This is a genomic window from Clavibacter phaseoli (assembly GCF_021922925.1).
GTDB classification, from domain to species: Bacteria; Actinomycetota; Actinomycetes; order Actinomycetales; family Microbacteriaceae; genus Clavibacter; species Clavibacter phaseoli.
The window spans coordinates 2,808,148-2,830,368 of record NZ_CP040786.1 but is presented as its reverse complement, the minus strand read 5'-3'; the positions used below and the strand labels follow the sequence as shown (position 1 = coordinate 2,830,368).

At 73.8% G+C, this 22,221-nt stretch carries 21 protein-coding genes and 1 pseudogene; 10 read left to right on the top strand and 12 right to left on the bottom strand.

Annotated elements, in window-relative coordinates; translation table 11 throughout:
* Positions 1-9: 9 nt before the first annotated feature.
* Positions 10-1,059 carry a pyridoxal phosphate-dependent aminotransferase gene (locus FGI33_RS13390; protein ID WP_391510287.1) on the bottom strand — a complete coding sequence of 350 codons (1,050 nt, stop codon included), beginning with the start codon at positions 1,057-1,059 and terminating at the stop codon, positions 10-12.
* Between the two features lie 121 nt (positions 1,060-1,180).
* Between FGI33_RS13390 and FGI33_RS13385 the strand changes: the two genes are divergently transcribed.
* Positions 1,181-1,576 carry a phage holin family protein gene (locus tag FGI33_RS13385; protein ID WP_119434799.1) on the top strand — a complete coding sequence of 132 codons (396 nt, stop codon included), beginning with the start codon at positions 1,181-1,183 and terminating at the stop codon, positions 1,574-1,576.
* 8 nt (positions 1,577-1,584) lie between these two features.
* On the opposite strand, the gene FGI33_RS13380 is transcribed toward FGI33_RS13385, so the two are convergent.
* Positions 1,585-2,949, bottom strand: coding sequence for a hypothetical protein (locus FGI33_RS13380; protein WP_237582014.1), 1,365 nt, complete (start codon positions 2,947-2,949; stop codon positions 1,585-1,587).
* On the bottom strand, positions 2,946-3,263 hold the full coding sequence (locus tag FGI33_RS13375) for a hypothetical protein (RefSeq protein ID WP_119435183.1): 318 nt from the start codon (positions 3,261-3,263) through the stop codon (positions 2,946-2,948). The genes FGI33_RS13380 and FGI33_RS13375 overlap by 4 nt, the downstream gene beginning before the upstream one ends.
* Positions 3,264-3,394: 131 nt before the next feature.
* Between FGI33_RS13375 and FGI33_RS13370 the strand changes: the two genes are divergently transcribed.
* Together FGI33_RS13370 and purB are read left to right on the top strand one after the other, a co-directional pair.
* A complete protein-coding gene (locus FGI33_RS13370; protein ID WP_119401934.1) occupies positions 3,395-3,922 on the top strand; it encodes a low molecular weight protein-tyrosine-phosphatase in 528 nt (175 codons plus the stop codon).
* A gap of 13 nt (positions 3,923-3,935) precedes the next feature.
* On the top strand, positions 3,936-5,318 hold the full coding sequence (gene purB / locus FGI33_RS13365) for an adenylosuccinate lyase (RefSeq protein WP_119435184.1): 1,383 nt from the start codon (positions 3,936-3,938) through the stop codon (positions 5,316-5,318).
* An 84-nt stretch (positions 5,319-5,402) separates the two neighbouring features.
* Here purB and FGI33_RS13360 read toward each other — a convergent pair whose 3' ends face one another.
* The gene (locus tag FGI33_RS13360; protein ID WP_119435186.1) at positions 5,403-5,672 is read right to left on the bottom strand and encodes a hypothetical protein; all 270 of its coding nucleotides are present in this window, start codon (positions 5,670-5,672) and stop codon (positions 5,403-5,405) included.
* Positions 5,673-5,674: 2 nt separating this feature from the next.
* Complete coding sequence (locus FGI33_RS13355) at positions 5,675-6,349, bottom strand: DUF308 domain-containing protein (RefSeq protein WP_237582013.1); 675 nt, start codon at positions 6,347-6,349, stop codon at positions 5,675-5,677.
* A 318-nt stretch (positions 6,350-6,667) separates the two neighbouring features.
* On the opposite strand from FGI33_RS13355, the gene ppgK reads away from it, so the two are divergent.
* Both ppgK and FGI33_RS13345 read left to right on the top strand, forming a co-directional pair.
* Positions 6,668-7,552, top strand: coding sequence for a polyphosphate--glucose phosphotransferase (ppgK, locus tag FGI33_RS13350; protein WP_119435711.1), 885 nt, complete (start codon positions 6,668-6,670; stop codon positions 7,550-7,552).
* A gap of 46 nt (positions 7,553-7,598) precedes the next feature.
* Positions 7,599-8,714, top strand: coding sequence for a glycerate kinase (locus FGI33_RS13345; protein ID WP_237582012.1), 1,116 nt, complete (start codon positions 7,599-7,601; stop codon positions 8,712-8,714).
* 34 nt (positions 8,715-8,748) lie between these two features.
* On the opposite strand, the gene FGI33_RS13340 is transcribed toward FGI33_RS13345, so the two are convergent.
* On the bottom strand, positions 8,749-9,966 hold the full coding sequence (locus FGI33_RS13340; protein ID WP_237582011.1) for a glycosyltransferase: 1,218 nt from the start codon (positions 9,964-9,966) through the stop codon (positions 8,749-8,751).
* Positions 9,967-10,169: 203 nt separating this feature from the next.
* Between FGI33_RS13340 and FGI33_RS13335 the strand changes: the two genes are divergently transcribed.
* The 3 genes from FGI33_RS13335 (at position 10,170) to FGI33_RS13325 (ending at position 12,741) form a co-directional block, all read left to right on the top strand.
* Complete coding sequence (locus FGI33_RS13335; RefSeq protein ID WP_119434264.1) at positions 10,170-10,559, top strand: MerR family transcriptional regulator; 390 nt, start codon at positions 10,170-10,172, stop codon at positions 10,557-10,559.
* 54 nt (positions 10,560-10,613) lie between these two features.
* Positions 10,614-12,239 (top strand): peptide chain release factor 3, encoded by a 1,626-nt coding sequence (locus FGI33_RS13330; protein WP_086506173.1) that lies wholly within the window; start codon positions 10,614-10,616, stop codon positions 12,237-12,239.
* A gap of 190 nt (positions 12,240-12,429) precedes the next feature.
* Positions 12,430-12,741 carry a CHY zinc finger protein gene (locus FGI33_RS13325; RefSeq protein ID WP_315850418.1) on the top strand — a complete coding sequence of 104 codons (312 nt, stop codon included), beginning with the start codon at positions 12,430-12,432 and terminating at the stop codon, positions 12,739-12,741.
* A gap of 146 nt (positions 12,742-12,887) precedes the next feature.
* Here FGI33_RS13325 and dnaB read toward each other — a convergent pair whose 3' ends face one another.
* From dnaB to FGI33_RS13295, 6 genes and pseudogenes are all read right to left on the bottom strand, one after another.
* A complete protein-coding gene (dnaB, locus tag FGI33_RS13320) occupies positions 12,888-14,267 on the bottom strand; it encodes a replicative DNA helicase (protein ID WP_012039646.1) in 1,380 nt (459 codons plus the stop codon).
* Between the two features lie 454 nt (positions 14,268-14,721).
* Positions 14,722-15,174 (bottom strand): 50S ribosomal protein L9, encoded by a 453-nt coding sequence (rplI, locus tag FGI33_RS13315; protein ID WP_012039647.1) that lies wholly within the window; start codon positions 15,172-15,174, stop codon positions 14,722-14,724.
* An 11-nt stretch (positions 15,175-15,185) separates the two neighbouring features.
* The gene (gene rpsR, locus FGI33_RS13310; RefSeq protein WP_012039648.1) at positions 15,186-15,449 is read right to left on the bottom strand and encodes a 30S ribosomal protein S18; all 264 of its coding nucleotides are present in this window, start codon (positions 15,447-15,449) and stop codon (positions 15,186-15,188) included.
* A 36-nt stretch (positions 15,450-15,485) separates the two neighbouring features.
* Positions 15,486-16,037: a single-stranded DNA-binding protein gene (locus FGI33_RS13305; RefSeq protein ID WP_119434265.1), complete on the bottom strand. Its 552-nt coding sequence runs from the start codon at positions 16,035-16,037 to the stop codon at positions 15,486-15,488.
* Positions 16,038-16,139: 102 nt separating this feature from the next.
* A pseudogene (gene rpsF / locus FGI33_RS13300) lies at positions 16,140-16,484 on the bottom strand (30S ribosomal protein S6); the annotation flags it as partial.
* A 193-nt stretch (positions 16,485-16,677) separates the two neighbouring features.
* Positions 16,678-18,108, bottom strand: coding sequence for a CCA tRNA nucleotidyltransferase (locus tag FGI33_RS13295; protein ID WP_119434266.1), 1,431 nt, complete (start codon positions 18,106-18,108; stop codon positions 16,678-16,680).
* A 148-nt stretch (positions 18,109-18,256) separates the two neighbouring features.
* Between FGI33_RS13295 and FGI33_RS13290 the strand changes: the two genes are divergently transcribed.
* Complete coding sequence (locus tag FGI33_RS13290; RefSeq protein WP_237582010.1) at positions 18,257-20,488, top strand: DUF6049 family protein; 2,232 nt, start codon at positions 18,257-18,259, stop codon at positions 20,486-20,488.
* A gap of 36 nt (positions 20,489-20,524) precedes the next feature.
* Entirely contained in the window at positions 20,525-22,153 is a 1,629-nt protein-coding gene (gene murJ, locus FGI33_RS13285; RefSeq protein WP_119433760.1) for a murein biosynthesis integral membrane protein MurJ, read from the top strand.
* Positions 22,154-22,221 lie beyond the last annotated feature (68 nt).

Genomic DNA, 22,221 nt, shown 5'->3' with positions numbered 1-22,221 from the left:
CGTCCCAACCTACCGGCGCGCCGGGTGGCCCTCCGGCAGCCCCCGGACAATTCCCGCCGAGGCGTTCAGTAGCTTCCGGACAGAGGCGGGCTCCCCGATGGTGACGCGGATCCCCTCGGACCCGAACGCGCGCACCACGAGCCCGGCGGCCGCGAGCCGCGCCTCCACCTCCGCGGTCTCGGCGCCCGTCGCCAGCCAGACGAAGTTGCCATGCGGTCGCGGCACGTCCCAGCCCTGCTCGGTGAGCGCGCGCCACGCCTCGTCGCGATCGCGCGCGAGCACGGCCACGCGCTCCAGGAGCTCGTCCTCGTGCTCGAGCGAGGCCAGCGCCGCGTGCTGCGCGTGGCCCGTGACGGACAGCGGGATGGCGGCGGAGCGGGCCGCGTCGAGGATGCGCGGGTGGCCGACGGCGTAGCCGATGCGGAGGCCGGCGAGCCCGTACGCCTTGGAGAACGTGCGGAGGACGACGAGGTTCGGGTGGTCGGCGAGGAGGCGCATGCCGTCGAGGGCATGCTCCGGGCCGACGAACTCGCCGTACGCCTCGTCGAGGAGCACGAGGACGTCGCGGGGGACGGCCGCGAGCAGGCGCTCGAGGTCGGCCTCCGTGACGAGCGTGCCGGTGGGGTTGTTCGGCGTGCAGACGATCACGACGCGCGTGCGGTCGGTGAGGGCGGCGATCATGCCGTCGACGTCGTGCGAGTGGTCCGGCAGGTTCGGGACGGGGACGCCCGTGGCGCCCGCGACCGTGATGAGGGTGGGGTACGCCTCGAAGGAGCGCCACGCGTGGACGACCTCGTCGCCGGGGCCCGCGGCCGCCGTGATGAGCTGCGAGAGGATCGCCACGGATCCGGCGCCGGCGTGGACGTGGTCGACCGTGACGCCGAAGCGCTCGGCGAGCGCGGTGCGCAGCAGGGTCGCGCCGGCGTCGGGGTAGCGGTTCACGTCGCGCACCTGGTCGATGCGCGCGAGCACCGAGGGCAGCGGGTCGAACGGGTTCTCGTTGCTGGAGAGCTTGAAGTCGTCCTCGCCGGCCGGCTTGCCCTGGCGGTAGGCGACCATGGCCGCGATGGCGGGGCGGAGCCGGACGGGGGCGGCGGGTTCGGGGATCACCGGGCGATTCTACGGGCGGGCCGCCGCGGCGCCCATGGTCCGCCGGGGCGGCGTCTGCGAGGATCGGCGCATGCCCCGATTCCTCGTCCGCGTGGTCGTCAACGCCGTCGCGCTCTGGCTCACCACGCTCATCGTCTCCGGCACCGTCGTGACCGCCTACGAACGGGGCGACACCACGGCCACCGTGCTCACCTACCTGCTGCTCGGCGCGATCTTCGGCGTCGTGAACGGCGTGATCGGCACCGCCATCCGCATCGTGGCGTTCCCCCTCTACGTCCTCACGCTCGGTCTCATCGCGCTCATCGTCAACGGGCTGCTCTTCCTCCTCGTGGCCGCGATCTCCGACGCGCTCGGCTTCGGCCTCACGGTCGAGGGCTTCTGGTGGGGCGTGCTCGGCGCCCTGCTCATGGCGCTCTTCAGCTGGCTGGTGGGCCTCGTGCTCCGACCGGTGACCTCGAGGGCCTGACCCGCGCGTCACATCCCACCGCCCGAGGAGCTGGACGTGGCGTGGATCGGCCGCTCGGCCCGGTAGAGGTGGGACGCGACCGGCGTCGCCCCGTCGAGGAACCCGTGGAGCTCGTCCCTCGCCCGCTCCAGGAGCGGGGAGCGCGAGGCGTCCATCTCGGCCGCCGTCGCCCGGTAGGTGCCCAGATCGTGCGCGTCCAGCGGGCCCGCCGGTGCCGTCGCGTCGAAGGCCGGGGACCGCACCACGACGTCGTCGCCCGCGTCGCCGTCCGACGGGCGCGCGCCGCCGAGCGCGGGGACGAGGTCGTCCGTGTGCTCCACCGCCACGCCGTCGATCCCCTGGCGGATCGGCAGCTGCCCGACCGGGGAGCCGAACGCGAGCTCGTGGGTGACGTGGAAGCCCGGGGCGTCGCCCACCGACCGGGCGAGGATCCCGCCCATCGAGTAGCCGACGACGTAGACCTCGTCCTCGGCGGTCGCGCCCGCCTCGCGGAGCGCCGTCTCGGCCGCGCGGACGGCGGATCCGCCCTCGGTCGCGAGCGCCTCGGCCGCCGACGCCGGTCCGAAGTCCTCGCGCCCGGTGCGCGGATCCAGCGTCACCATGCCGCCGAGGTACGCGACGAAGCGGCGGCGCCCGTCCGGCGCCCGGTACTCCTCGACGCGCATCTGCGGGGCGCCGGGGACCGGGTCGGGGATCCGGTCGGCGAGGTCCCCCAGGCTCGACGGCGCCGGGCGGATCGCGTCACGGCGGACGTGGACGGTCGCCGGCGCGTCCCGCAGGAGGCCGACGGCACCCAGCGCGGCGAGGAGGCCCGCGGTCGTCTCGCGCACGCCGTCGTCGACGGCCGGGCGACCCGGGAGGAAGCGCGTGGCCGAGGCCGCGGCGTCCGAGACGGCGTCGCGGAGGACGCCGGGGAGCATGACCCGGCCGGGCCCGTCGGGGTGGAGGGCGAGCAGGACGCCGACACCCAGCAGCCGTAGCCCGTCGGTCCCCACGCGGACGAGCTCCTCGCCGAGGCCATGCGGGGACGGGCGGGCCGCATCCGTCGCACCGTCGCCCGACGCGGATCGCACGCAGCGGTCGACGTCCCGCTCCCCGTCGGCGTACTCGGCGGCGACGCGACGCAGGTCGGCGGCGAGCGCCCGCGCGTCGTGGGCGGCGGACGAGAGGAGGCCCCGCGGCGGATCGAGCGCGGCGTCGTGGTCGCCCGTCACCGTGGTCACGAGCGGCGGCAGCGCGAGCGCGCGGGCGTGGTCGTCCAGGCGCCCACCCGCGTCGTCGAGCCGCGCGGCGATGCGCGCGAGGTCGTCCGTCTCCACCGCGGTGCCGCCTCCCACGGTGACGGTGAGACCCGGGATCGCCGGCCCGCTCACGGGTGCGCTCCGGAGCAGCCGGGCGTGGATCCCGCTGCCCGCTGGGCGTCGTGGAGCAGGGTCCCGGCGAGCGCCACGCGGCCAGCGAGGTCGTCCAGCGCGCGGACGAACGCGTCGTGCGCCCGGCCGGACCACGACGGATCGTCCCGGCAGGTCGCGATGCCGCGATGCGTCTCCGCCACCGCGTCCGCGAGGACGGCGAGCGCGTGCGCCCGCGACTGCGCCTCGGCGCGCAGCTGCCCGGGAGCGCTGTCGCTCCCACGCCCCGCCCCCGCGAGCGGATCGCCGCCCCAACCGCTCACCTGCTCCTGCATCGCGTCCCGTCCTCTCCCGTCGCCCCGCATCGTGCGACGCGGCGGAGCGGGATGACCGGTGGACGCCGGATCCGGGGGACGGGGCCGAGTACGGGGGTGTGGGGAGGGACCGCAGCCGACAGAATGAGCGCATGGGAGCCCCCGACTCTCCGGACCCGACGGCCCCACCCGTCTTCCGGATCGCCTTCGTCTGCACCGGCAACATCTGCCGCTCCCCGATGGCGGAGGTCGTCTTCCGCGACCTCGTGCAGCGCGCCGGGCACGCGGATCGCGTCTCCGTGACGAGCGCCGGCACGGGCGACTGGCACGTGGGCGAGCAGGCGGACGCGCGCACGCTCGCGGCGCTCGAGCGGCACGGCCTGTCGGGATCCGCGCACCGCGCCAAGCAGTTCGACCCGGACACGCTGCCCGACCTCGACCTGGTGGTCGTGTTCGACCGCGGCCAGGAGCGGACCCTGCGCCAGTGGGCCCGGACGGAGGCGGACCGGGCGAAGATCCACCTGCTGCTGTCGTTCGATCCTCCACAGGCCCACCTGCGGGACGTGCCCGACCCGTACTACACGGACGCGGCGATGTTCGATCGGGTTCTTGGGATGATAGACCGTGCCGCCCGGGCCCTCCTCGCGCAGGTGGAGCCCGGCATCCGTCCCCCCAGCTAGGAGATCCCCCCGCATGAGCCCGTTGCCCCCGCAGGTGCTGAGCCCCCTCGACGGCCGCTACGCCCCCGTCGTCACCGAGCTCGGCGAGCACCTCTCGGAGGCGGGCCTCAACCGGGCGCGCATCCACGTCGAGATCGAGTGGCTCATCCACCTCACCGACCGGTCGCTCCTCTCCTCCTCGCCGTTCACGGACGCGCAGAAGGCGGCGCTGCGCGAGGTCGTCGCGGGCTTCGGGCAGGAGCAGATCGACGCGCTCGCCCGCGTCGAGGCCGTCACCCGGCACGACGTGAAGGCCGTCGAGTACTTCGTGCGCGACCGCCTGGAGGAGCTCGGCCTCGGGCACGTCGCCGAGCTCACGCACTTCGCGTGCACGAGCGAGGACATCAACAACCTCTCCTACGCGCTCGTCATCGACCGGGCCGTGCGCGAGGTCTGGCTCCCCAAGCTCGTCTCCGTCATCGGCGCGCTCCGCGAGCGGGCCCTCCTCTTCCGCGACGACGCCATGCTGTCGCGCACGCACGGGCAGCCGGCCACGCCCAGCACGCTCGGCAAGGAGCTCGCGGTGTTCGTGCACCGGCTCGAGCGCCTGCGGGCCGACGTGGAGGACGTCGAGGTCCTCGGCAAGTTCAGCGGCGCGACGGGCACGTTCGCGGCGCACCTCGCCGCCGACGCCGCCGTCGACTGGCCCGCCGAGTCGCGCGCCTTCGTGACGGGCCTGGGCCTCGTGTGGAACCCGCTCACCACGCAGATCGAGTCGCACGACTGGCAGGCGGAGCTCTACACGCGCATCGCGCACGTCAACCGGGTGCTGCACAACCTCTGCACCGACGTGTGGACCTACATCTCCATGGGCTACTTCCGGCAGATCCCGCAGGCGGGCGCGACCGGGTCGTCGACGATGCCGCACAAGATCAACCCCATCCGGTTCGAGAACGCCGAGGCGAACCTCGAGCTGTCCGACGCGCTGCTCGACTCGCTCGCGTCCACGCTCGTCACCTCGCGCCTCCAGCGCGACCTCACCGACTCCACGACGCAGCGCAACGTCGGCGTCGCCCTCGGGCACTCGCTGCTCGCGCTCGACAACATCGGACGCGGGCTCCTCGAGATCGACGTCGACCGGGCGCTGCTCGCGGCCGACCTCGACGCGAACTGGGAGATCCTCGGCGAGGCGATCCAGACGGTCATCCGCGCGGAGATCGTCGCCGGGCGCAGCTCCATCAGCGACCCGTACGCGGTCCTCAAGGAGCTCACGCGCGGCAAGCGCGTCGGGCGCGACGAGATGCGGGCGTTCGTGTCCGGGCTCGACATCGGGGACGAGGCGAAGGCGCGGCTGCTCGAACTGACCCCTGCCGGGTACGCGGGGCTCGCCTCGCAGCTGGTCGACCACATCCTCTGAGGTCCGTCCGGGATCCCCGTCGAGGCGGGGGACCCGGCGCCGTCAGCGGAACGGTCTGACGCGGAACGGTCCGATCCAGGCGGCTCAGTGCCGCGTGGGCCGATCCGGGTAGTCCTGCTCGTCCATGTCCTGCAGCTCGTCGCGGTTCGGCTTGAACGACAGCGCGAGCATGGCGAGCATCACGAGGGCGCCGATGAACGCGACGCCCGTGAAGACGACCACGACCGTCCACGACTGCGCGTCGCCCGGCCGGGTGCTGAGCGCCACGATCAGGCCGACGAACGCGGCGAGCGCCGCCGCGATGCCGAGCAGCTCGGCGGGGCGCATGCGGTCCTTGCGGATGTTGGAAGTCACGGTCAGCTCGCGCTCTCGGTGGTCCGGGGGGCGTCCGCCGCGGAGGTCGCGGTGGGCGTGGAGGTGCCCCATTTCATGCTCAGGGCGGCGATGACCAGGAAGACCCCGACGATCGCCGCGTAGGCGCCCAGGAGGCCGACGGCCACGACGGGCGCGGTGAGCTGGCCCTCGCGCTGCTCGACCCCGCCGTACTGGACGACGAGGTCCGGCGGCACGAGGAGGAACGCGACGGCGAGGACGACGGTGAGCGCGCCGACGGTGATCGCGTCGGTGGCGCCCGGCACGCGGCCGCGCGAGCGCAGGCCGGCGACGAGCTCCAGGAATCCGGTGACGACGGCCCAGACGCTGACGACGTAGAGGAGGACGAGGACGCCCCCGTCCCGGGCGAGCAGCGCGGCGACGCCGGCCACGACCGTCAGGGCGCCCTGCGCGACGGCGCTCGTGCGCAGGCGCGCGGCCGGACCGCGGAGGGCCCGGCTGCCGAGGCCCGCGGTGATCAGGCCGGAGAGGATCGCGAAGAGCCCGAACGCCACGAGGCCGAGGGCCGGGGAGTGGTCGCTGGAGAAGGTGATGAACGCGGCGAGCGCGAGGGCGGGCAGTGCGCGCAGGAGGAGCACGGGCCAGTACGCCGCCCGGAACGTCAGCTCGTCCTCGGACACGGCAGCCTCTCTCTCCATCCGGGCCAGCCTACTCGGTGGGTTCCTGGGCGGATGCTCGGCCGGGCGCCACGGCGACGGTCCCCCCGGGCTGGCCTAGGCTCGACGCGTGACGAGTCCCCTCCCCCGTCTGGCCGCCGCGGCGGCCGGTGCGGTCGTCGGGCTCGCGGTCGTCTGCGCCGTGGGCGTGGCCTGCGGGATCGTCTACGCGAACCGGGCGTTCTGAGGCGCGGCGGCCCCGCGGCCGACGGCCCCGGGTCCGCGGGCCGGGTCCGCCCGATCCGCCGCCCCGTCCGCCGCGCATCCGCGCCCCGCAAACCGCAACCGAGAGGCCCCGCCGTGCCCCAGCCCGAGACCGCGCCGCGGCCCGCCTCCGACGACGGCCGGGCGGCCCTCGGCTTCATCCCCGTCGACCGCGCCGTCGTCGCCGCCCCCGACGGCGCCGAGGCCGCCCTCGCCCGCCGTGACCGGCTGGCGCTCGGCATCGACATCGGCGGCACGACGCTCAAGGCGGGCATCGTCGACGTCACGACGGGGATCCGGCTCACCGAGCGCATGACCGTCGCGAAGCCCGTCGGCGGCGAGCCCGAGGACATCGCGGACGTGATCGCCGAGATCGTGCTGGAGCTCACGCCGGACGAGGACCTGCCCGTGGGCGTCGGCGTCCCCGGCATCGTGCGGAAGGGGATCGTGCGCTCCTCCGCCCACATCTCCGACCGCTGGCTCGGCATGGACGCGCGCACCGCGATCCGCGAGCGCAGCGGGATCGACGTGCTCACCGTCAACGACGCCGACGCCGCCGGGGTGGCGGAGCTCGAGTACGGCGTGCTGCAGGGCCGCGGCGGCCTCGTGATCCTCACCACGCTCGGCACCGGCATCGGCACGGCGCTGCTCCACGACGGCACGCTGATCCCGAACAGCGAGCTCGGCCACGTCCACATCGACGGCGGCGACTACGAGATGCAGGCGGCGTTCTCCGCCGTGCGCCGCGAGGGGCTGACGTTCGAGGAGTGGGCCGCCCGGCTGGAGCGGTACTACCGGCACCTCGAGTCCATCATGTCGCCCGACCTCATCGTGGTGGGCGGCGCCGCCGCCCACGAGTTCGCGCGCTTCTCCGGGTTCCTGCACCTCGACACCGAGATCATCGCGGCGAGCCGGGGAAACGACGCCGGGCTGGTCGGCGCGGCGCTGCTCGCGCACCGGGCGGGCGTCGCGCCCGACTGATCCGGCGACGCCCTCCGGGCACGACCCCGTCCGGCAGACTGGCAGCATGAGCACCGCCGCTCCCCACCCGCTGCGCGTCGTCATGGCGCCCGACTCCCTCACCGGATCCGCGACCGCCGTCGAGGCCGCCCGGGCCCTCCGCCGCGGCTGGCTCCGCGCCCGACCCGGCGACCACGTGGTGGTCGCGCCCATGGCCGACGGCGGGCAGGGCACGCTCGACGTGCTCGCGGCGGCCGTCCCGGGCGCCCGACGCGTCCCCGTCCGCGTCACCGGGCCCGACGACCGGCCGGTGGACGCGCACTGGCTCCTGCTGCCCGACGGCACGGGCGTCGTGGAGGTCGCGTCGACGAGCGGGATCACGCTGCTGGATCCGCTCCGCCCGCTCACCGCGCACACCCGCGGCTTCGGCCAGGCGATCCGCGCGGCGGTCGACTCCGGCGTCCCGCGGCTGCTGCTCGCGCTCGGCGGCAGCTCGTCGACGGACGGCGGCGTCGGCGCGCTCCGGGAGCTGGGCGCCCGAGCTGTGCGCGCCGACGGCTCCCCGGCCGGCGACGGCGGCGGCGCGCTCGCGGGCATCGCCTCGCTGGACCTCGCCGGGCTCCTGCCGCTGCCGGCGGGCGGTGCGGTGATCCTCGGCGACGTCTCCGCGCCCCTCACCGGGCCCGCGGGCGCCGCCGCCGTCTACGGTCCGCAGAAGGGCGCGACCCCGGCGGACGTCCGCGCGCTCGACGCCGGCCTCGCCCACCTCGCCGGGCTGCTCGGCGTGGATCCGGCCGCCCCGGGCGCAGGCGCGGCGGGCGGCACCGCGGCAGGCCTCGTCGCGTGGGGCGCCGTCGTGGGATCCGGATCCGCCGGCGTAGCCGACGCGATCGGTCTGGCCGGCCTCGTCGCGGGCACCGACGTCGTCATCACGGGCGAGGGCCGCTTCGACGCGCAGTCGCGGACGGGCAAGGTCGCCTCGCACGTGCTCGACCTCGCCCGGGCGCACGCGACCGCGGCGATCCTCGTGGCCGGTGCCGTCGCGGCCCCCACCGACGGGTTCGCGGCCGCGCGCTCCCTCACCGACCTCGCCGGATCCACGGACGCCGCGCGCGCGGACGCCGTCACCTGGCTCGAGCGCGCCGCGGAGGACGTGGCGCGCGGGCGCGAGTGGGTGGGCTGAGGGAGGCAGGCCGGCACGCGCCCGCCGCCCGGCCTCAGTCCCGAGCGCCCGCGCCCTGTTCCGCGCGCCCCGCGGCGCCGCGCTCCCGCAGCGCCCGGTACTCCTCCGCCACGTCCGCCGCCGCGACGTCCCACGTGTGCCGCGCCGCGTGCGCCCGCGCGGAGGCCGAGAGCCGCGCGAGGGCGGGCCGGTCGGCGAGCAGCTCGCGGATCGCCCGGGCCCAGTCGGCGGGATCCCGCGTCGGCACGAACACGCCGCTCACGCCCTCGCGCACGGAGTCCACGAGCCCCTCCGTCCGCGACGCGACGACGGGCGTGCCGCACGCCGCCGCCTCGAGCGCCACTAGCCCGTAGGTCTCCGCGGCCGACGGCATGAGCGCGAGGTGCGCGCCGGCGAGCGTCCGCGCTGTCGCGGCCCGGTCGAGCGCGCCCGCGAAGACGACGTCGTCCTCGAGGCCGAGCGAGCGCACGAGCGCGTGCAGGCTCGCCGCGTACGCGTCCCGCCCGGGTGAGACCCCGCCGGCGATCACGAGCAGGGGCCTGGTCGCGGGATCCAGCAGGGCGAGGGCCCGCAGCGCGACGTCCTGCCCCTTGAGCGGCTGGATCCGCCCGAGCAGGACGATCCGCACCCGCCCGCCACCGTCGCGCCGCGACGGCTCCCGCAGGAACGCCTCCTCCACGCCCGGCGCCACGACGTGCACGGCCGCGGGATCCGCGTCGTACGCCTCCACGAGCAGCCGCCTCTCCGACTCCGCCGACGAGATCACGAGGTCGGACGCGCGCACGAGCCGCCCCTCGTCGGCGAGCCGCGACTCCGGCTCCGGGGTGTCCCCCGCCACGAGCCGGCGGTTCTTGCCCGCGGAGACCGAATGCAGCGTCAGCACGTGCGGCACGCCCCACGCGCGCGCGACCGGCAGCGCCGCGACGGCCGACAGCCAGTAGTGCGCGTGCACGACGTCCGCCGGCGGCAGCGCGGCGAGCGCGTCGGCGAAGGCACCCGTGATCCCGGGCAGCTCCTCCTTGGCGAGCGGCCCGACCGGCCCCGCCCGCAGCGAGCGCAGCTCGACGCCCGGCGCGACGGGGAGCACGGCGGGGTCCGCCGGATCCGTGGCGCGCGTGATCAGCTGCACCTCGTGCCCCTGCCGGCCGAGGCTCCGCGCGAGCTCCAGCAGGTAGACGTTGAGCCCGCCGGCGTCGCCCGTGCTGGGCTTCTGGATCGGCGACGTGTGCAGCGAGACGAACGCGATCCTCATGCGCCGATCCTACGAGCGGGGGCCCGCGCCGCCCCGAGAGCGCGACGCCCGGCCGGGCCCGCGCGACGCCCGTCCCCTCCGCGACGCCGCCCGGACGGGGGCGGTGCCCCGCGCCCCCGATCGGGGAGAATGGGCGGATGCGGTCGCCCGTCCGCAACCCGCCCACACCTCCCCTGCCCGGGAGAGCCCGTCTGGAGGCCCGCATGACGCGACCTGCCGGCCCCGCGACCATGCAGATCGGCGAGCTCGCCGAGCGCACCGGCATGTCGCACCGCACGCTCCGCCACTACGACGAGACCGGCCTGCTCCGCCCGTCCGGCCGCTCCGAGGGCGGCTTCCGCCTCTACACCGACGAGGACCTCGAGCGCCTCCTCCTCATCCGCCGGATGAAGCCGCTCGGCTTCTCGCTCGAGGAGATGATGCGCCTGCTCGAGGTCACGAACGCCCTCGACGCCGCCGGCCCGGACGACGACACCGCGTCCCTGCGGGCGGATCTCGCGGCCTTCGTCGCCGACGCGGAGGAGCGCCGCCGCCGCCTCGCCGAGCACCTCGCCATGGCCGACGAGTTCCTCGACCGCCTCCGGGCCCGCTGACCACCGGCCGACCCCGCGGATCCCCCGCTCGACACCGCCTCGTACCATGGGGAGGTGTCGACCATCACCCCTCCCCGCGCGCCCGCCTCGGCCTCCGCCTCCCCCGTGCTGCGCGAGGCGTCCCGCCGTCGCACCTTCGCCGTCATCTCCCACCCCGACGCGGGCAAGTCCACGCTCACCGAGGCGCTGCTGCTGCACGCGCACGCCATCGGGTCCGCGGGCGCCGTGCACGGCAAGCAGGGCCGCAAGTCCACGGTCTCCGACTGGATGGACATGGAGAAGGAGCGCGGCATCTCCGTGAGCTCCGCGGCGATCCAGTTCACCCACCGCGACACCGTCATGAACGTCGTCGACACCCCCGGCCACGCCGACTTCTCCGAGGACACCTACCGCGTGCTCTCCGCGGTGGACGCCGCGATCATGCTCGTCGACGCCTCCCGCGGCCTCGAGACCCAGACCATGAAGCTCTTCGAGGTGTGCCGCCAGCGCCGCATCCCGATCATCACCGTCATCAACAAGTGGGACCGCCCGGGCCGCGAGCCGCTCGACCTCATGGACGAGATCAAGGAGCGCACGGGCCTCCTGCCCACCCCGCTCACGTGGCCGGTCGGCGAGTCGGGCGCGTTCTTCGGCGTCGTCGACCGCTCGAGCGGCGAGTGCGTGCACTTCACCCGCACGGCCGGCGGCGCGAGCATCGCCCCGGAGACGCGCATGTCGCCCGACGAGGCGCTGGCCGCGGCCGGATCCGCGTGGACGAACGCCGTCGAGGAGAGCGAGCTCCTGCACGAGGAGGGCCAGGACCACGACGAGGAGTCGTTCCTCGCCCGCCGCACCACGCCGGTGCTCTTCGCGGCCGCCGTCCTCAACTTCGGCGTGACCCACATCCTCGACGCGCTCGACGCCATCGCCCCGGCCGCGCAGCCGCGTCCCGACGAGCAGGACCGCACGCGCCCCGTCGAGGAGGACTTCTCCGGCTTCGTCTTCAAGGTGCAGTCGGGCATGAACACCGCGCACCGCGACCGCCTGGCCTTCATGCGGATCTGCTCGGGCGTCTTCCACCGCGGCATGACGGTCACGCACGCCCAGACGGGCCGCCCCTTCGTCACCAAGTACGCGCAGCAGCTCTTCGGCCGCGAGCGCTCCACCGTCGACGACGCCTACCCCGGCGACGTCGTCGGTCTCGTCAACGCGTCCAACATCCGCGTCGGCGACACGCTCTTCGACGGCGCGCCCGTCACGTTCCCGCGTCTCCCCCAGTTCGCGCCCGAGCTCTTCCGCGTCGTCCGCTCCAAGGACACGAGCACGCACAAGCAGTTCCGCAAGGGCATCGAGCAGCTGGACCACGAGGGCGTCATCCAGGTGATGCGGTCCGACCTCCGCGGCGACCAGGCGCCGGTCCTCGGCGCGGTCGGCCCCATGCAGTTCGAGGTCGTCGTCGAGCGCATGACGAACGAGTTCCGCGCGCCGCTGCGCATGGAGCCGCTCGAGTACCAGGTGGCCCGGATCACCGACGCGGCCTCGGCTCCCGCCCTGGCGAAGACCATCGGCGTCGAGGTGCTCGTCCGCTCGGACGGCACGCACATCGCCCTGATCACCACCCCGTGGCGCCTCAAGGCGATCCAGCGCGACAGCCCCGAGCTCACGCTGGTCGACGCCGCGACGGCCCTCCCGGACGCCTGATGCGGCGCCCGCGCGCGTGACCCCTCCACCCGGTCACCCCTCCATGCCCGCCGAGCAGCCGGATCGAGACGTGACCCCCTCAGCCGGTCACACGGCACCGGGCCGCGTCGAGTCGCGGGGCAGCGCGGTGGTCGGGAACGCTGACGTCCTCCGGGGCACGAATGCGGGCGTCGGTGTCGATGCCGGTCCCGTGATCATCCGCGGCCCGGCGATCGACGCCGAGACCCGTTGCGTCCACTACGGATCCGCGCTCGACGTCGTCGCCCTCCGCGCCCCCTGCTGCGACGCGTGGTACCCATGCCACCTCTGCCACGCGGCCGTCGCGGACCACCCGCTCGAGGTGATCCCCCGCGCCGTCCAGCACCTGCCGGCGGCCCTGTGCGGCGTCTGCCGCGCGACGATGAGCGTGCCCGAGTACCTCGCGGCCGACTCCTGCCCGAGCTGCGGCGCAGCGTTCAACCCCGGCTGCGCCGCGCACGCGCATCTCTACTTCGCGCCCTGACGCGGACCCGCCCATGAGGCGCGCCTCGATCCGTCGGCCCGTTCGGCCGCTCGCCGGGACCGTCGGGTGCGCCGCACGAGACGGGACCGCGGCGCCGGAGGAGCGGCACCTCCGCGGGCGTCTCCGCCCGACGTCGTGACCTCCGGCTACCCGCCCGCCGGCATGTCCGCGAAGCGCGAGAAGTGCCCGTGGAAGCCGACCGTGATGGTGCCGGTCGGTCCGTTGCGGTGCTTGGCCACGATGAAGTCGGCCTCGCCCGCGCGCGGGTTGTCCTTCTCGTAGGCGCTCTCGCGGTGCAGCAGGATGACCATGTCGGCGTCCTGCTCGAGCGACCCGGACTCGCGGAGGTCGGAGATGGCCGGCATCTTGTCGGCGCGCTGCTCGGGGCCGCGGTTCAGCTGCGAGAGCGCGATGACGGGGACCTGCAGCTCCTTCGCCATGAGCTTCAGCGCACGCGAGAACTCCGAGACCTCCTGCTGGCGCGACTCGACCTTCTTGCCGCTCGTCATGAGCTGCAGGTAGTCGATGACGACGAGCTTCAGCCCGACCTTCTGCTTGAGGCGACGGCACTTGGCCCGGATCTCGACGAGCGTCATGTTGGGGCTGTCGTCGATGTAGAGCGGGGCGTCGTTGATGCGCCCGCGGGTCTGCGCGATGGTCGTCCAGTCCCGCGCGTCCACCGTGCCCTTGCGCATGCTCTGCAGCGGCACGGACGCCTCGGCGGACAGGAGGCGCATCGCGATCTCGCTGCGCCCCATCTCGAGGCTGAAGAAGATGGAGGGCATGTCGTACTTGATGCTCGCCGCGCGCGCGAAGTCGAGCGCGAGCGTGGACTTGCCGAGCGCCGGGCGCGCGGCGACGATGATGAGCTGGCCGGGGTGCAGGCCGTTGGTGAGCGCGTCGAGGTCGGCGAAGCCGGTGGGCACGCCGGTCATCTGGCCGTCCTTGCCCTTGGCGGCCTCGATCTCGTCGATGGCGACCGTGACGGCGTCCGTGAGCGGCACGTAGTCCTCGGCCTCCACGCCGCCCGTGACGCCGTAGATCTCCGCCTGGGCGTTGTTGACGAGGTCCACGACCTCGCCCTCGCTGGCGTAGCCCATCTGGACGATGCGGGTGCCCGCCTCGACCAGCCGCCGCAGCACCGCCTTCTCGGCGACGATGGAGGCGTAGAAGCCGGCGTTGGCGGCCGTGGGCACGACGCTCGTGAGCGTGTGGAGGTAGTCGGCCCCGCCCGCCCGGCTGAGCTCGCCGAGCTTCGTGAGCTCGTCGGTGACCGCGATGACGTCCGTCGGCTCGCCGTGCGAGTACAGCGAGAGGATCGCGTCGAAGATGATCTCGTGCTTCGGGATGTAGAAGTCGATCGCCCGCACCTGCTCGACCGCGTCGGCCACGGCGTCCTTGCTGAGGAGCATGCCGCCGATGGCGCTCTGCTCGGCGAGGAGGTCGTGCGGCGGGGTGCGCTCGTGACCGGCGCGCTTGTCGCGCTCGTCACGCTCGCCGGCGAGACCCAGATGGGCGATGGACACGTGCGGCTCCCCTCGGTCGGCTGGGCGGATGCGCCCGCACGACCGTTCTAGCTCGGACCTCCGACACCGTCCGGGACGGCGTCGACCGGACCGCTCACGGGTCCTCCGCGACCCGTTCGACGGGCGCTGCCCCACGATATGGATCCGGTCCCGCCGGGACCAAATGCCCCTGTGGACGAGGCTGTGGACAAAGTGGGCGAAACGCCGGGGATCGTGTGGAGTACCTGGGGACAGACCTGTGCACTACGGACTTTTTTTCGACCTGAATAGCCATCTGACCAGGGCCTCAGTTCTCCCCCAACGGTGTGGGGAAAGTAGTCTGCACCAGGGCTTGAGAGTTCTTCTGCTAGGGACTCGCCTGTGGATGGAGCTGGGGATCCAGGGGCCTCTGACCGGCTGGTTAACCGCCGATGGCGGCGGGCTCAGGGAGCCCGCCGCCATCGTCTGCGCTGCGTTACTTCGCGGCGACGACCTGGAGGCTGATCGTGGCGACGATGTCGTCACGGAGCCGGATCGTGGCCTCGTGGTTCCCCGTGGCCTTGATGGCGTTGGGGATCTCGATCTTGCGCTTGTCGACCTGGCCGATGCCGGACTCCTCGACCGCCTTGGCGATGTCGGACGTCTTGACGGAGCCGAAGAGGCGCCCGCCCTGGCCGGCCTTGACGGTCAGCTTGACGATCTTGGCCTCGAGGCGGCTCTTGAGGTCCTGCGCCTCCTCGATGGTCGCGTGCTCGCGAGCGGCACGCGCGGCCTTGATCTGCTCGATCTGCTTCTCGCCGCCGCGGCTCCAGATGACCGCGAAGCCCTGGGGCACGAGGTAGTTGCGGGAGAACCCGTTCTTGACCTCGACGACGTCTCCGGGGGAACCGAGGCCGGAGACCTCGGTCGTGAGGATCACTTTCGACATTCCATTACCCCTTAACGGCCAGAGCCGGCGTAGGGGAGAAGTGCCATCTCGCGCGCGTTCTTGACTGCGCGCGCGATGAGGCGCTGCTCCTGCACCGAGACACCGGTGATGCGACGAGCGCGGATCTTTCCCCGCTCGGAAATGAACTTGCGGAGGGTGGCGACATCCTTGTAGTCGATGACGCCGACGCGGATGGACTTCGCCGGGGCGGCGTTCTTGCCGCCCTTGGCTCCGCGGAGAGGCTTGCGGCGGTCGCCGCTGCTCTTTCCAGCCATGATTCTTCCTGTCTTTCGTACGTAGTGCGACGAGCCCTAGAAGGGCGTCTCGTCGTTGAAGTTGCCGGGGTTGGACCAGCCGCCGTCGCCGCCGCCGGAGTTGCCGCCGGAGCTCGCGGGGGTGCCCCACGGCTCCTCGGCCACCTGCTGCTGCTGGGGCTGCCCGCCGCCGAACTGGCCGCGGCCGCCGCCGGAGTTGCCCCCGCCGCCGTTGCCGCCGCCGCCGGCCGCGCGCGTGACCTGAGCGGTCGCGTAGCGGAGCGAGGGGCCGATCTCGTCGACCTCGAGCTCGATGGAGGTGCGCTTCTCGCCCTCCTTCGTCTCGTACGACCGCTGCTTGAGGCGGCCGGTCGCGACGACACGCGAGCCCTTGGTGAGCGAGGACGCCACGTGCTCGGCGAACTCGCGCCACACGCTCGCACGGAGGAAGAGGGCGTCGCCGTCCTTCCAGTCGTTGCTCGCGCGGTCGAAGGACCTCGGCGTGGAGGCGATGGTGAAGTTGGCTACCGCCAGCCCGTTCTGCGTGTACCGCAGCTCCGGATCACTGGTGAGGTTGCCCACGACCGTGATGATGGTTTCGCCGGCCATCGACTACTCCCCGGTCTTCTCGCTGGAAGCAGCCTGCGCTGCCGGCTTGCCGGGCGTCGCCGGGGCGGCGTCCGTGGCGGGAGCCTGGGGGGCGGCGTCTGCGGCCTTGGACGTGGCGGCTGCCTTGCGGGCGGCCTTCTCGTCGGCGAGCTTCGCAGCGGAGGCGACCATGGCCATGGCCTCCTCGGCACGCAGCACCTTGGTGCGCATGACGGCCTCGGACAGACCCAGCTGGCGGTCGAGCTCCTGCGTGGCCTCGCTCGTGGCGGTGAGCTGGACGACGGCGTAGATGCCCTCGTTCTTCTTGTTGATCTCGTACGCCAGTCGACGACGGCCCCAGACGTCGACGTTGTCGACGGTGCCACCGCTGGTGCGGATGACGTTGAGGAACTTGTCGAGACTGGGAGCGACGGTGCGCTCATCGATCTCGGGATCCAGGATCACCATGAGTTCGTACTGATGCGTCACTAACCCACCTCCTTCGGACTTGAACGGTCGCAGACGATCTGCGACAGGAGGGTATGTGCATCTGTCCGCGCGGGGCAGGGGAATCCCGTTGCCGGGCGGACAACCTCGCAAGACTACCGGATGGGGAGGAGTCGCACCAGGCCGGCCGCGGCGGAGGCCCAGGCGGAGCGGATCAGCCCTGCTCGGCCGCCCACCACGCGACGAGGCGGCGCTCGGCCTCCTCCGCGGGGAGCGGGCCCTCGTCGAGGCGCAGCTCGAGCAGGAAGCGGTAGGCGCGGCCGACCAGCGGCCCGGGCGGCACGTCCAGGATCCGCATGATCGCCTCGCCGTCGAGGTCCGGGCGGACGGCCGCCATCTCCTCCTGCTCGGCGAGCTCGGCGATGCGCGCCTCGAGGTCGTCGTAGGCGAAGCCGAGGCGGTCGGCCTTCCGGCGGTTCTGCGTGGTGACGTCGGCGCGCGTGAGCATGTGCAGGCGCTCGAGCTCGGGGCCGGCGTCGCGCACGTAGCGGCGGACGGCCGAGTCGGTCCAGCCGCCCTCGGTGTAGCCGAAGAAGCGGAGGTGCAGCTCGACGAGGCGCGCGACCGACGCGATCGTGTCGTTGTCGAAGCGGAGGGCACGGAGCCGGCGCTTGGCCATCTTGGATCCGACGACGTCGTGGTGGTGGAAGGTGACGACCCCGCCGGGCTCGAGCCGGCGCGTGGACGGCTTGCCGATGTCGTGCAGGAGCGCGGCCAGGCGGAGGACGAGGTCCGGTGCCTCGCCCGGGTGGCGGGAGCGCTCGTGGTCGATCGCCTGGTCGAGCACCTGGAGGGAGTGCTGGTAGACGTCCTTGTGCCGGTGGTGCTCGTCGGCCTCGAGCTTCATGGCGGGGAGCTCCGGCAGCACGTGGTCCGCGAGGCCCCCCTCCACGAGCAGGTCGAGGCCGGCGCGCGGCTCCGGGGTGCGCAGGAGCTTGGAGAGCTCGTCGCTCACGCGCTCGACGGAGATGTCGAGGATCCGCGGGGCCATGTCGCGGATGGCGGCGAGCGCCGCGTCGTCGAGGAGGAAGCCGAGCTGGGAGGCGAAGCGGACGGCGCGCATCATGCGGAGCGGGTCGTCGCCGAACGAGACCTCGGGAGCCACGGGCGTGCGGAGCACCTGGGCGAGGAGGTCGTCGATGCCGCCGGACGGATCCACCAGCACCACCTGCGGCAGGCGCACGGCCAGCGCGTTGACCGTGAAGTCGCGGCGCACGAGGTCCTCCTCGAGCGACGATCCGAACTCGACCTCGGGCTTGCGGGAGACGCCGTCGTACTGGTCGGTGCGGTAGGTCGTGATCTCGACCTGCTCCCCCTTCACGCGGGCGCCGATGGTGCCGAACGCGCGGCCGATGTCCCAGTGGGCGTCCGCGACGGGCTTCACGATCTCGAGGATGCGGTCGGGACGGGCGTCGGTGGTGAGGTCGAGGTCGGTGGCGGCGCGGCCGAGGAAGGCGTCGCGGACCGGGCCGCCGACGAGGGCAAGCTCGTGGCCCGCTTCGTGGAACGCCCGCGCGAGGACGGCGACCGGGGGCGATGCTGCCAGCTCGCGGAGACGCTCGAGGGCCTGTGCGACGCTGTGCATGGTCGGACAGTCTACGGCGGGCGGCGACCGGCATCCGCGTCCACGGCGAGCGCACACGGGCCGCGCGGGGCCAGCCATTTAGAATCGCCAGATGCACGCCGCGCCTCGACACGACGCCGGCCCCACCCGCACGGACAGAGCCCTCCGCTTGATCCGGCGATCCGCTCGACGCACGATCTCCACCCTCGTGTGCGTCACGGTCGCCGCCGGGACGCTCGCCGCCGGGACGGTCGCCGGTCCGTCGACCCCGGCGCACGCGGCCACCGACGGCGTGACGCTCACCGTCACGCCCGCGGCCGAGGGGATCCTCACCCCCGACCAGGACCTCGCCGTCACCGTCTCCGTGGTCAACGCGACGGAGGCCGCCGTGCCGGCGGGGCGCATCGACCTCGACCTGAACCGCACGGTCCTCGACACCCGCGCCAAGGTCGACGGCTGGCTCGACACGGCGTCCACCGACGCGAACACGCGCACGGGCCCGCGCATCGGCCGCATCGACACCCCGGAGGTGCCCGCGGGCGGCACGGTCGACGTGGCCATCACGGTGCCGTCGGCGACCGTGGCGCTGCAGGGCAGCCGCGGCGGGTTCGGACCGCGCGGGCTCACGGCCGAGCTCGAGGCCGGCGGCGCGGACGTCGCGACCGGGCGCGGGGCCGTCGTCTGGAGCCCCGGCGCGGATCCGGCGCCCACGCCCGTCGCCGCCGTCATGCCCCTCACCGTCCCGCCGAGCGCCTCGGACTTCGTCGACGCCGAGGCCCTCGCGACCTACACGGCGGCGGGGGGCACGCTCACGCGGCAGCTCGACGCGGTGTACGGCCGGCCCGTCGCCGTGGGCATCGACCCGCGGATCATCGCGTCCATCCGGATCCTCGGCGCCGACGCCCCCGCGTCCGCCGTCGAGTGGCTGCAGCGCCTCCGCGAGATGCCGAACGAGACCTTCGCGCTGGCCTGGGCGGACGCCGACGTCGCCGTGCAGGCGCAGGCCGGTGCGACGAGCCTCCTCGCGCCCACGGACGCCACGTATGCCGTGCAGGCGAGCCGGTTCGCGGCACCGGGCTCGACGCCCGCCCCGAGCTCCACGCCCTCCGGGACGCCCGCGCCGACGGAGTCCCCCGCCGCGAGCGGCACGCGCGGCGGGTCCGCCGTGGCCGAGGCCGCGACCTCCGCCCCCGAGGAGACGTCCACCCCCTCCGAGCCCGATCCGAGTCCCACGCCCACCGCGCCGGCGCTCGCCCCCGTGCCGAGCCTCGCCGACCTGACCGCCTGGGACTACACGATCTCCGGCGTCTCCTGGCCGGCCGCAGGCACCGTCACGTCGGGCGACCTCGGCGTCCTGGCGGCCAGCGGCACGACGACCGCGATCCTCGCGAGCGGCGACGTGCAGTCCACGGGCTCCGCGGCCGTCGGCGCGACCGGGACCATCGGCGACACGACCGTCCTCGTGACGGACGCCCGGGTCTCCGCGCTCGTCGACCGCGCGCTCTCCGCGGAGACGGACGAGGCGTTCGGCATCGCGCTGGCCCAGCTCTCGGCGACCCTCGCAGCGGATGCGCGCGCGGCCGACGGCCACGTCGTGGTCGCCGGCCTGGAGCGCGGCTGGGCGGCCTCCGGCGGGCGCCTGGGGCAGCTGCTCGACGCGATCCAGGGCCTCCCCTTCAGCGACACAGCGGAGCTCGGCGCGGCGCTCGCGAGCGCGCCCGTGCCCCTGCAGGTCGTCGACCACCCGGAGGACGCCACCCGGGTCCAGCGGGTCGCCGACGCGATGGCGCTCGAGGCCCAGGTGGACGCCTTCGCGAAGGCGGTCGAGAGCCCCGAGCTCATCACCGGCCAGCAGCGCATGCTGCTGCTCGCCACGCTCGCCAACCGCTGGAGCGACGACCCGGACGGGCTCGTGACCGTCCAGGACGGTTACACCGCCCAGGCCGACGCGCTGCTCGGATCCGTCGCCATCACGACACGGCAGAACACCGTCATCAGCGACACGACGAGCCTCCTCATCAACGTCAGCAACGAGCTCGACCAGCCCGTCACGGTGCGGCTGTCGATCATCGCGGGCAGCGGCCGGATCCGCGTCGACGACTCCGCGCTCGTCACGGTCCCCGCGCACGGCAGCGCGTCGGCCCGCCCGCCCATCACCTCCATCTCGAACGGCGACGTCGTCGTCACCGCGCGGCTCACCACCGAGGACGGCACCGTCCAGATCGGCGACAGCGCGCCCGTCGAGCTCTTCATCCGCGCCGGGTTCGAGGCCATCGTCACGACGCTGTTCGTCGCGGCCGTCGCCCTCCTGTTCGGCTTCGGCCTGTTCCGCAGCATCCGCAAGCGCCGCCGCGCCCGCGCCCGGCAGCTCGCCGGCCTGCCCGAGGAGATCGATGACTGACCGGATCGCGCCGCCCACCCCCGCGCAGGACGCGTCGTGACCGCCGCCCCCGCTCCCCGTGGCGGCATCGGCCGCGCATCCGCCCTGCTCGCCTCCGGCACCTTCGTCTCGCGCATCCTCGGCTTCGTCAAGGCCATCGTGCTGCTGCAGACCATCGGCGCGACCCTCGGCAGCTCCAACGCGTTCTCGAACGCCAACCAGCTGCCCAACAACATCTACGTGATCATCGCGGGCGGCGTCCTCAACGCCGTCCTGGTGCCGCAGGTCGTGCGGGCCGCGAAGCACGCGGACGGCGGCGCCGGCTACATCAACAAGCTCGTCACCATCGCGATCGTCGTGCTCGGCGGCGTCACGATCCTCGCGACCGTCGGGGCTCCCGTCGTCTCCCGCCTCTACGCCGCCACCCTGCCGCCGGACGTCTTCGCGCTCGTCGTCGCGTTCGCGTACTGGTGCCTCCCGCAGATCCTCTTCTACGGCCTCTACGCCGTGCTCGGCGAGGTGCTGAACGCCCGCGGGTCCTTCGGACCCTTCACGTGGGCGCCGGTCCTCAACAACGTGGTCGCCATCGCCGGCCTGCTCGTCTTCCAGGCGATGTTCGGGTCGGGCAGCCGCCCCGTGGACGACTGGAGCCTCGACAAGATCGTCGTGCTGGCCGGATCCGCGACCCTCGGCGTCGTCGCCCAGGCGCTCATCCTCTTCGTCTTCTGGCGCCGCGTGGGCCTCCGGTTCCGCTTCGACTTCGCGTGGCGGGGCGTGGGCCTCGGCACCGCCGGCCGCCTCGCCGGCTGGACCTTCGGCATGCTCGTCGTCACGCAGCTGGCCGGCATCGCGCAGTCGAACGTGGCGAACATCGCGGCCACCTCGGACAGCCCCTCGAGCACGATCCTGCTCAACGCCTGGCTCTTCTTCATGCTGCCGCACTCGATCTTCGCGGTCTCCATCGCCACCGCCTACTTCACGCGCATGAGCACGCACGCGGGCGAGGGCGACCACGACAGCATGCGGGCGGACCTCTCCTCGGCCGTCCGGCTCGTCGGCCTCATGACCGTGCTGTCCACGGCTCTCATCGCCGTCCTGGCCGGACCCGTGGCGCGCGTGATGGTCTCGGGCGACATCGGCGAGGTCCGCGGATACGGGGTGGTCCTCATCGCGTTCATCCTCGGCCTGCCGGCGTTCAGCACCCTGTTCGTGCTGCAGCGCGCCTTCTACGCCCTCTCGGACACGCGCACCCCGTTCGTCATCCAGTGCGCGCAGGTCGTGCTGTTCATCGCGGGCGCCCTCGTCATCTCGCAGCAGCCCGTCGAGCTGATCGGCGTGGGGCTCGCCGTGCTGCAGACCGTCACGGTCACCGGGCAGGCCGTCCTGGCCGCGGTGCTCCTCCGCCGGCGCATCGGCCGGATCGACGGGCGCCGGATCCTCCGCAGCGCCGTCCGCTTCGTCGTCGCCGCCGTGCCGACCGCGCTCGTCGGCATCGCGCTGCTCACCCTGGTCTCGGGCGGGGCGTTCGCGGGCGTCGGCGTCGCGTCGAAGGGCCAGGCGCTCCTCGTCGGGATCCCCCTGGCCGCCGTCATGACCGCCGTCTACCTCGGCGCCCTGGCCGCCATGCGCTCCTCCGAGCTGCAGCAGCTGGCCGGCCCCGTGATGCGCCGCATCCGCCGCCGCTGACCCCCTCGCGCGATCGCCGACGCGGCGCCCGATGGTGCCTGTCCGCCCCCGCGCCCCCGCCCGGTGGA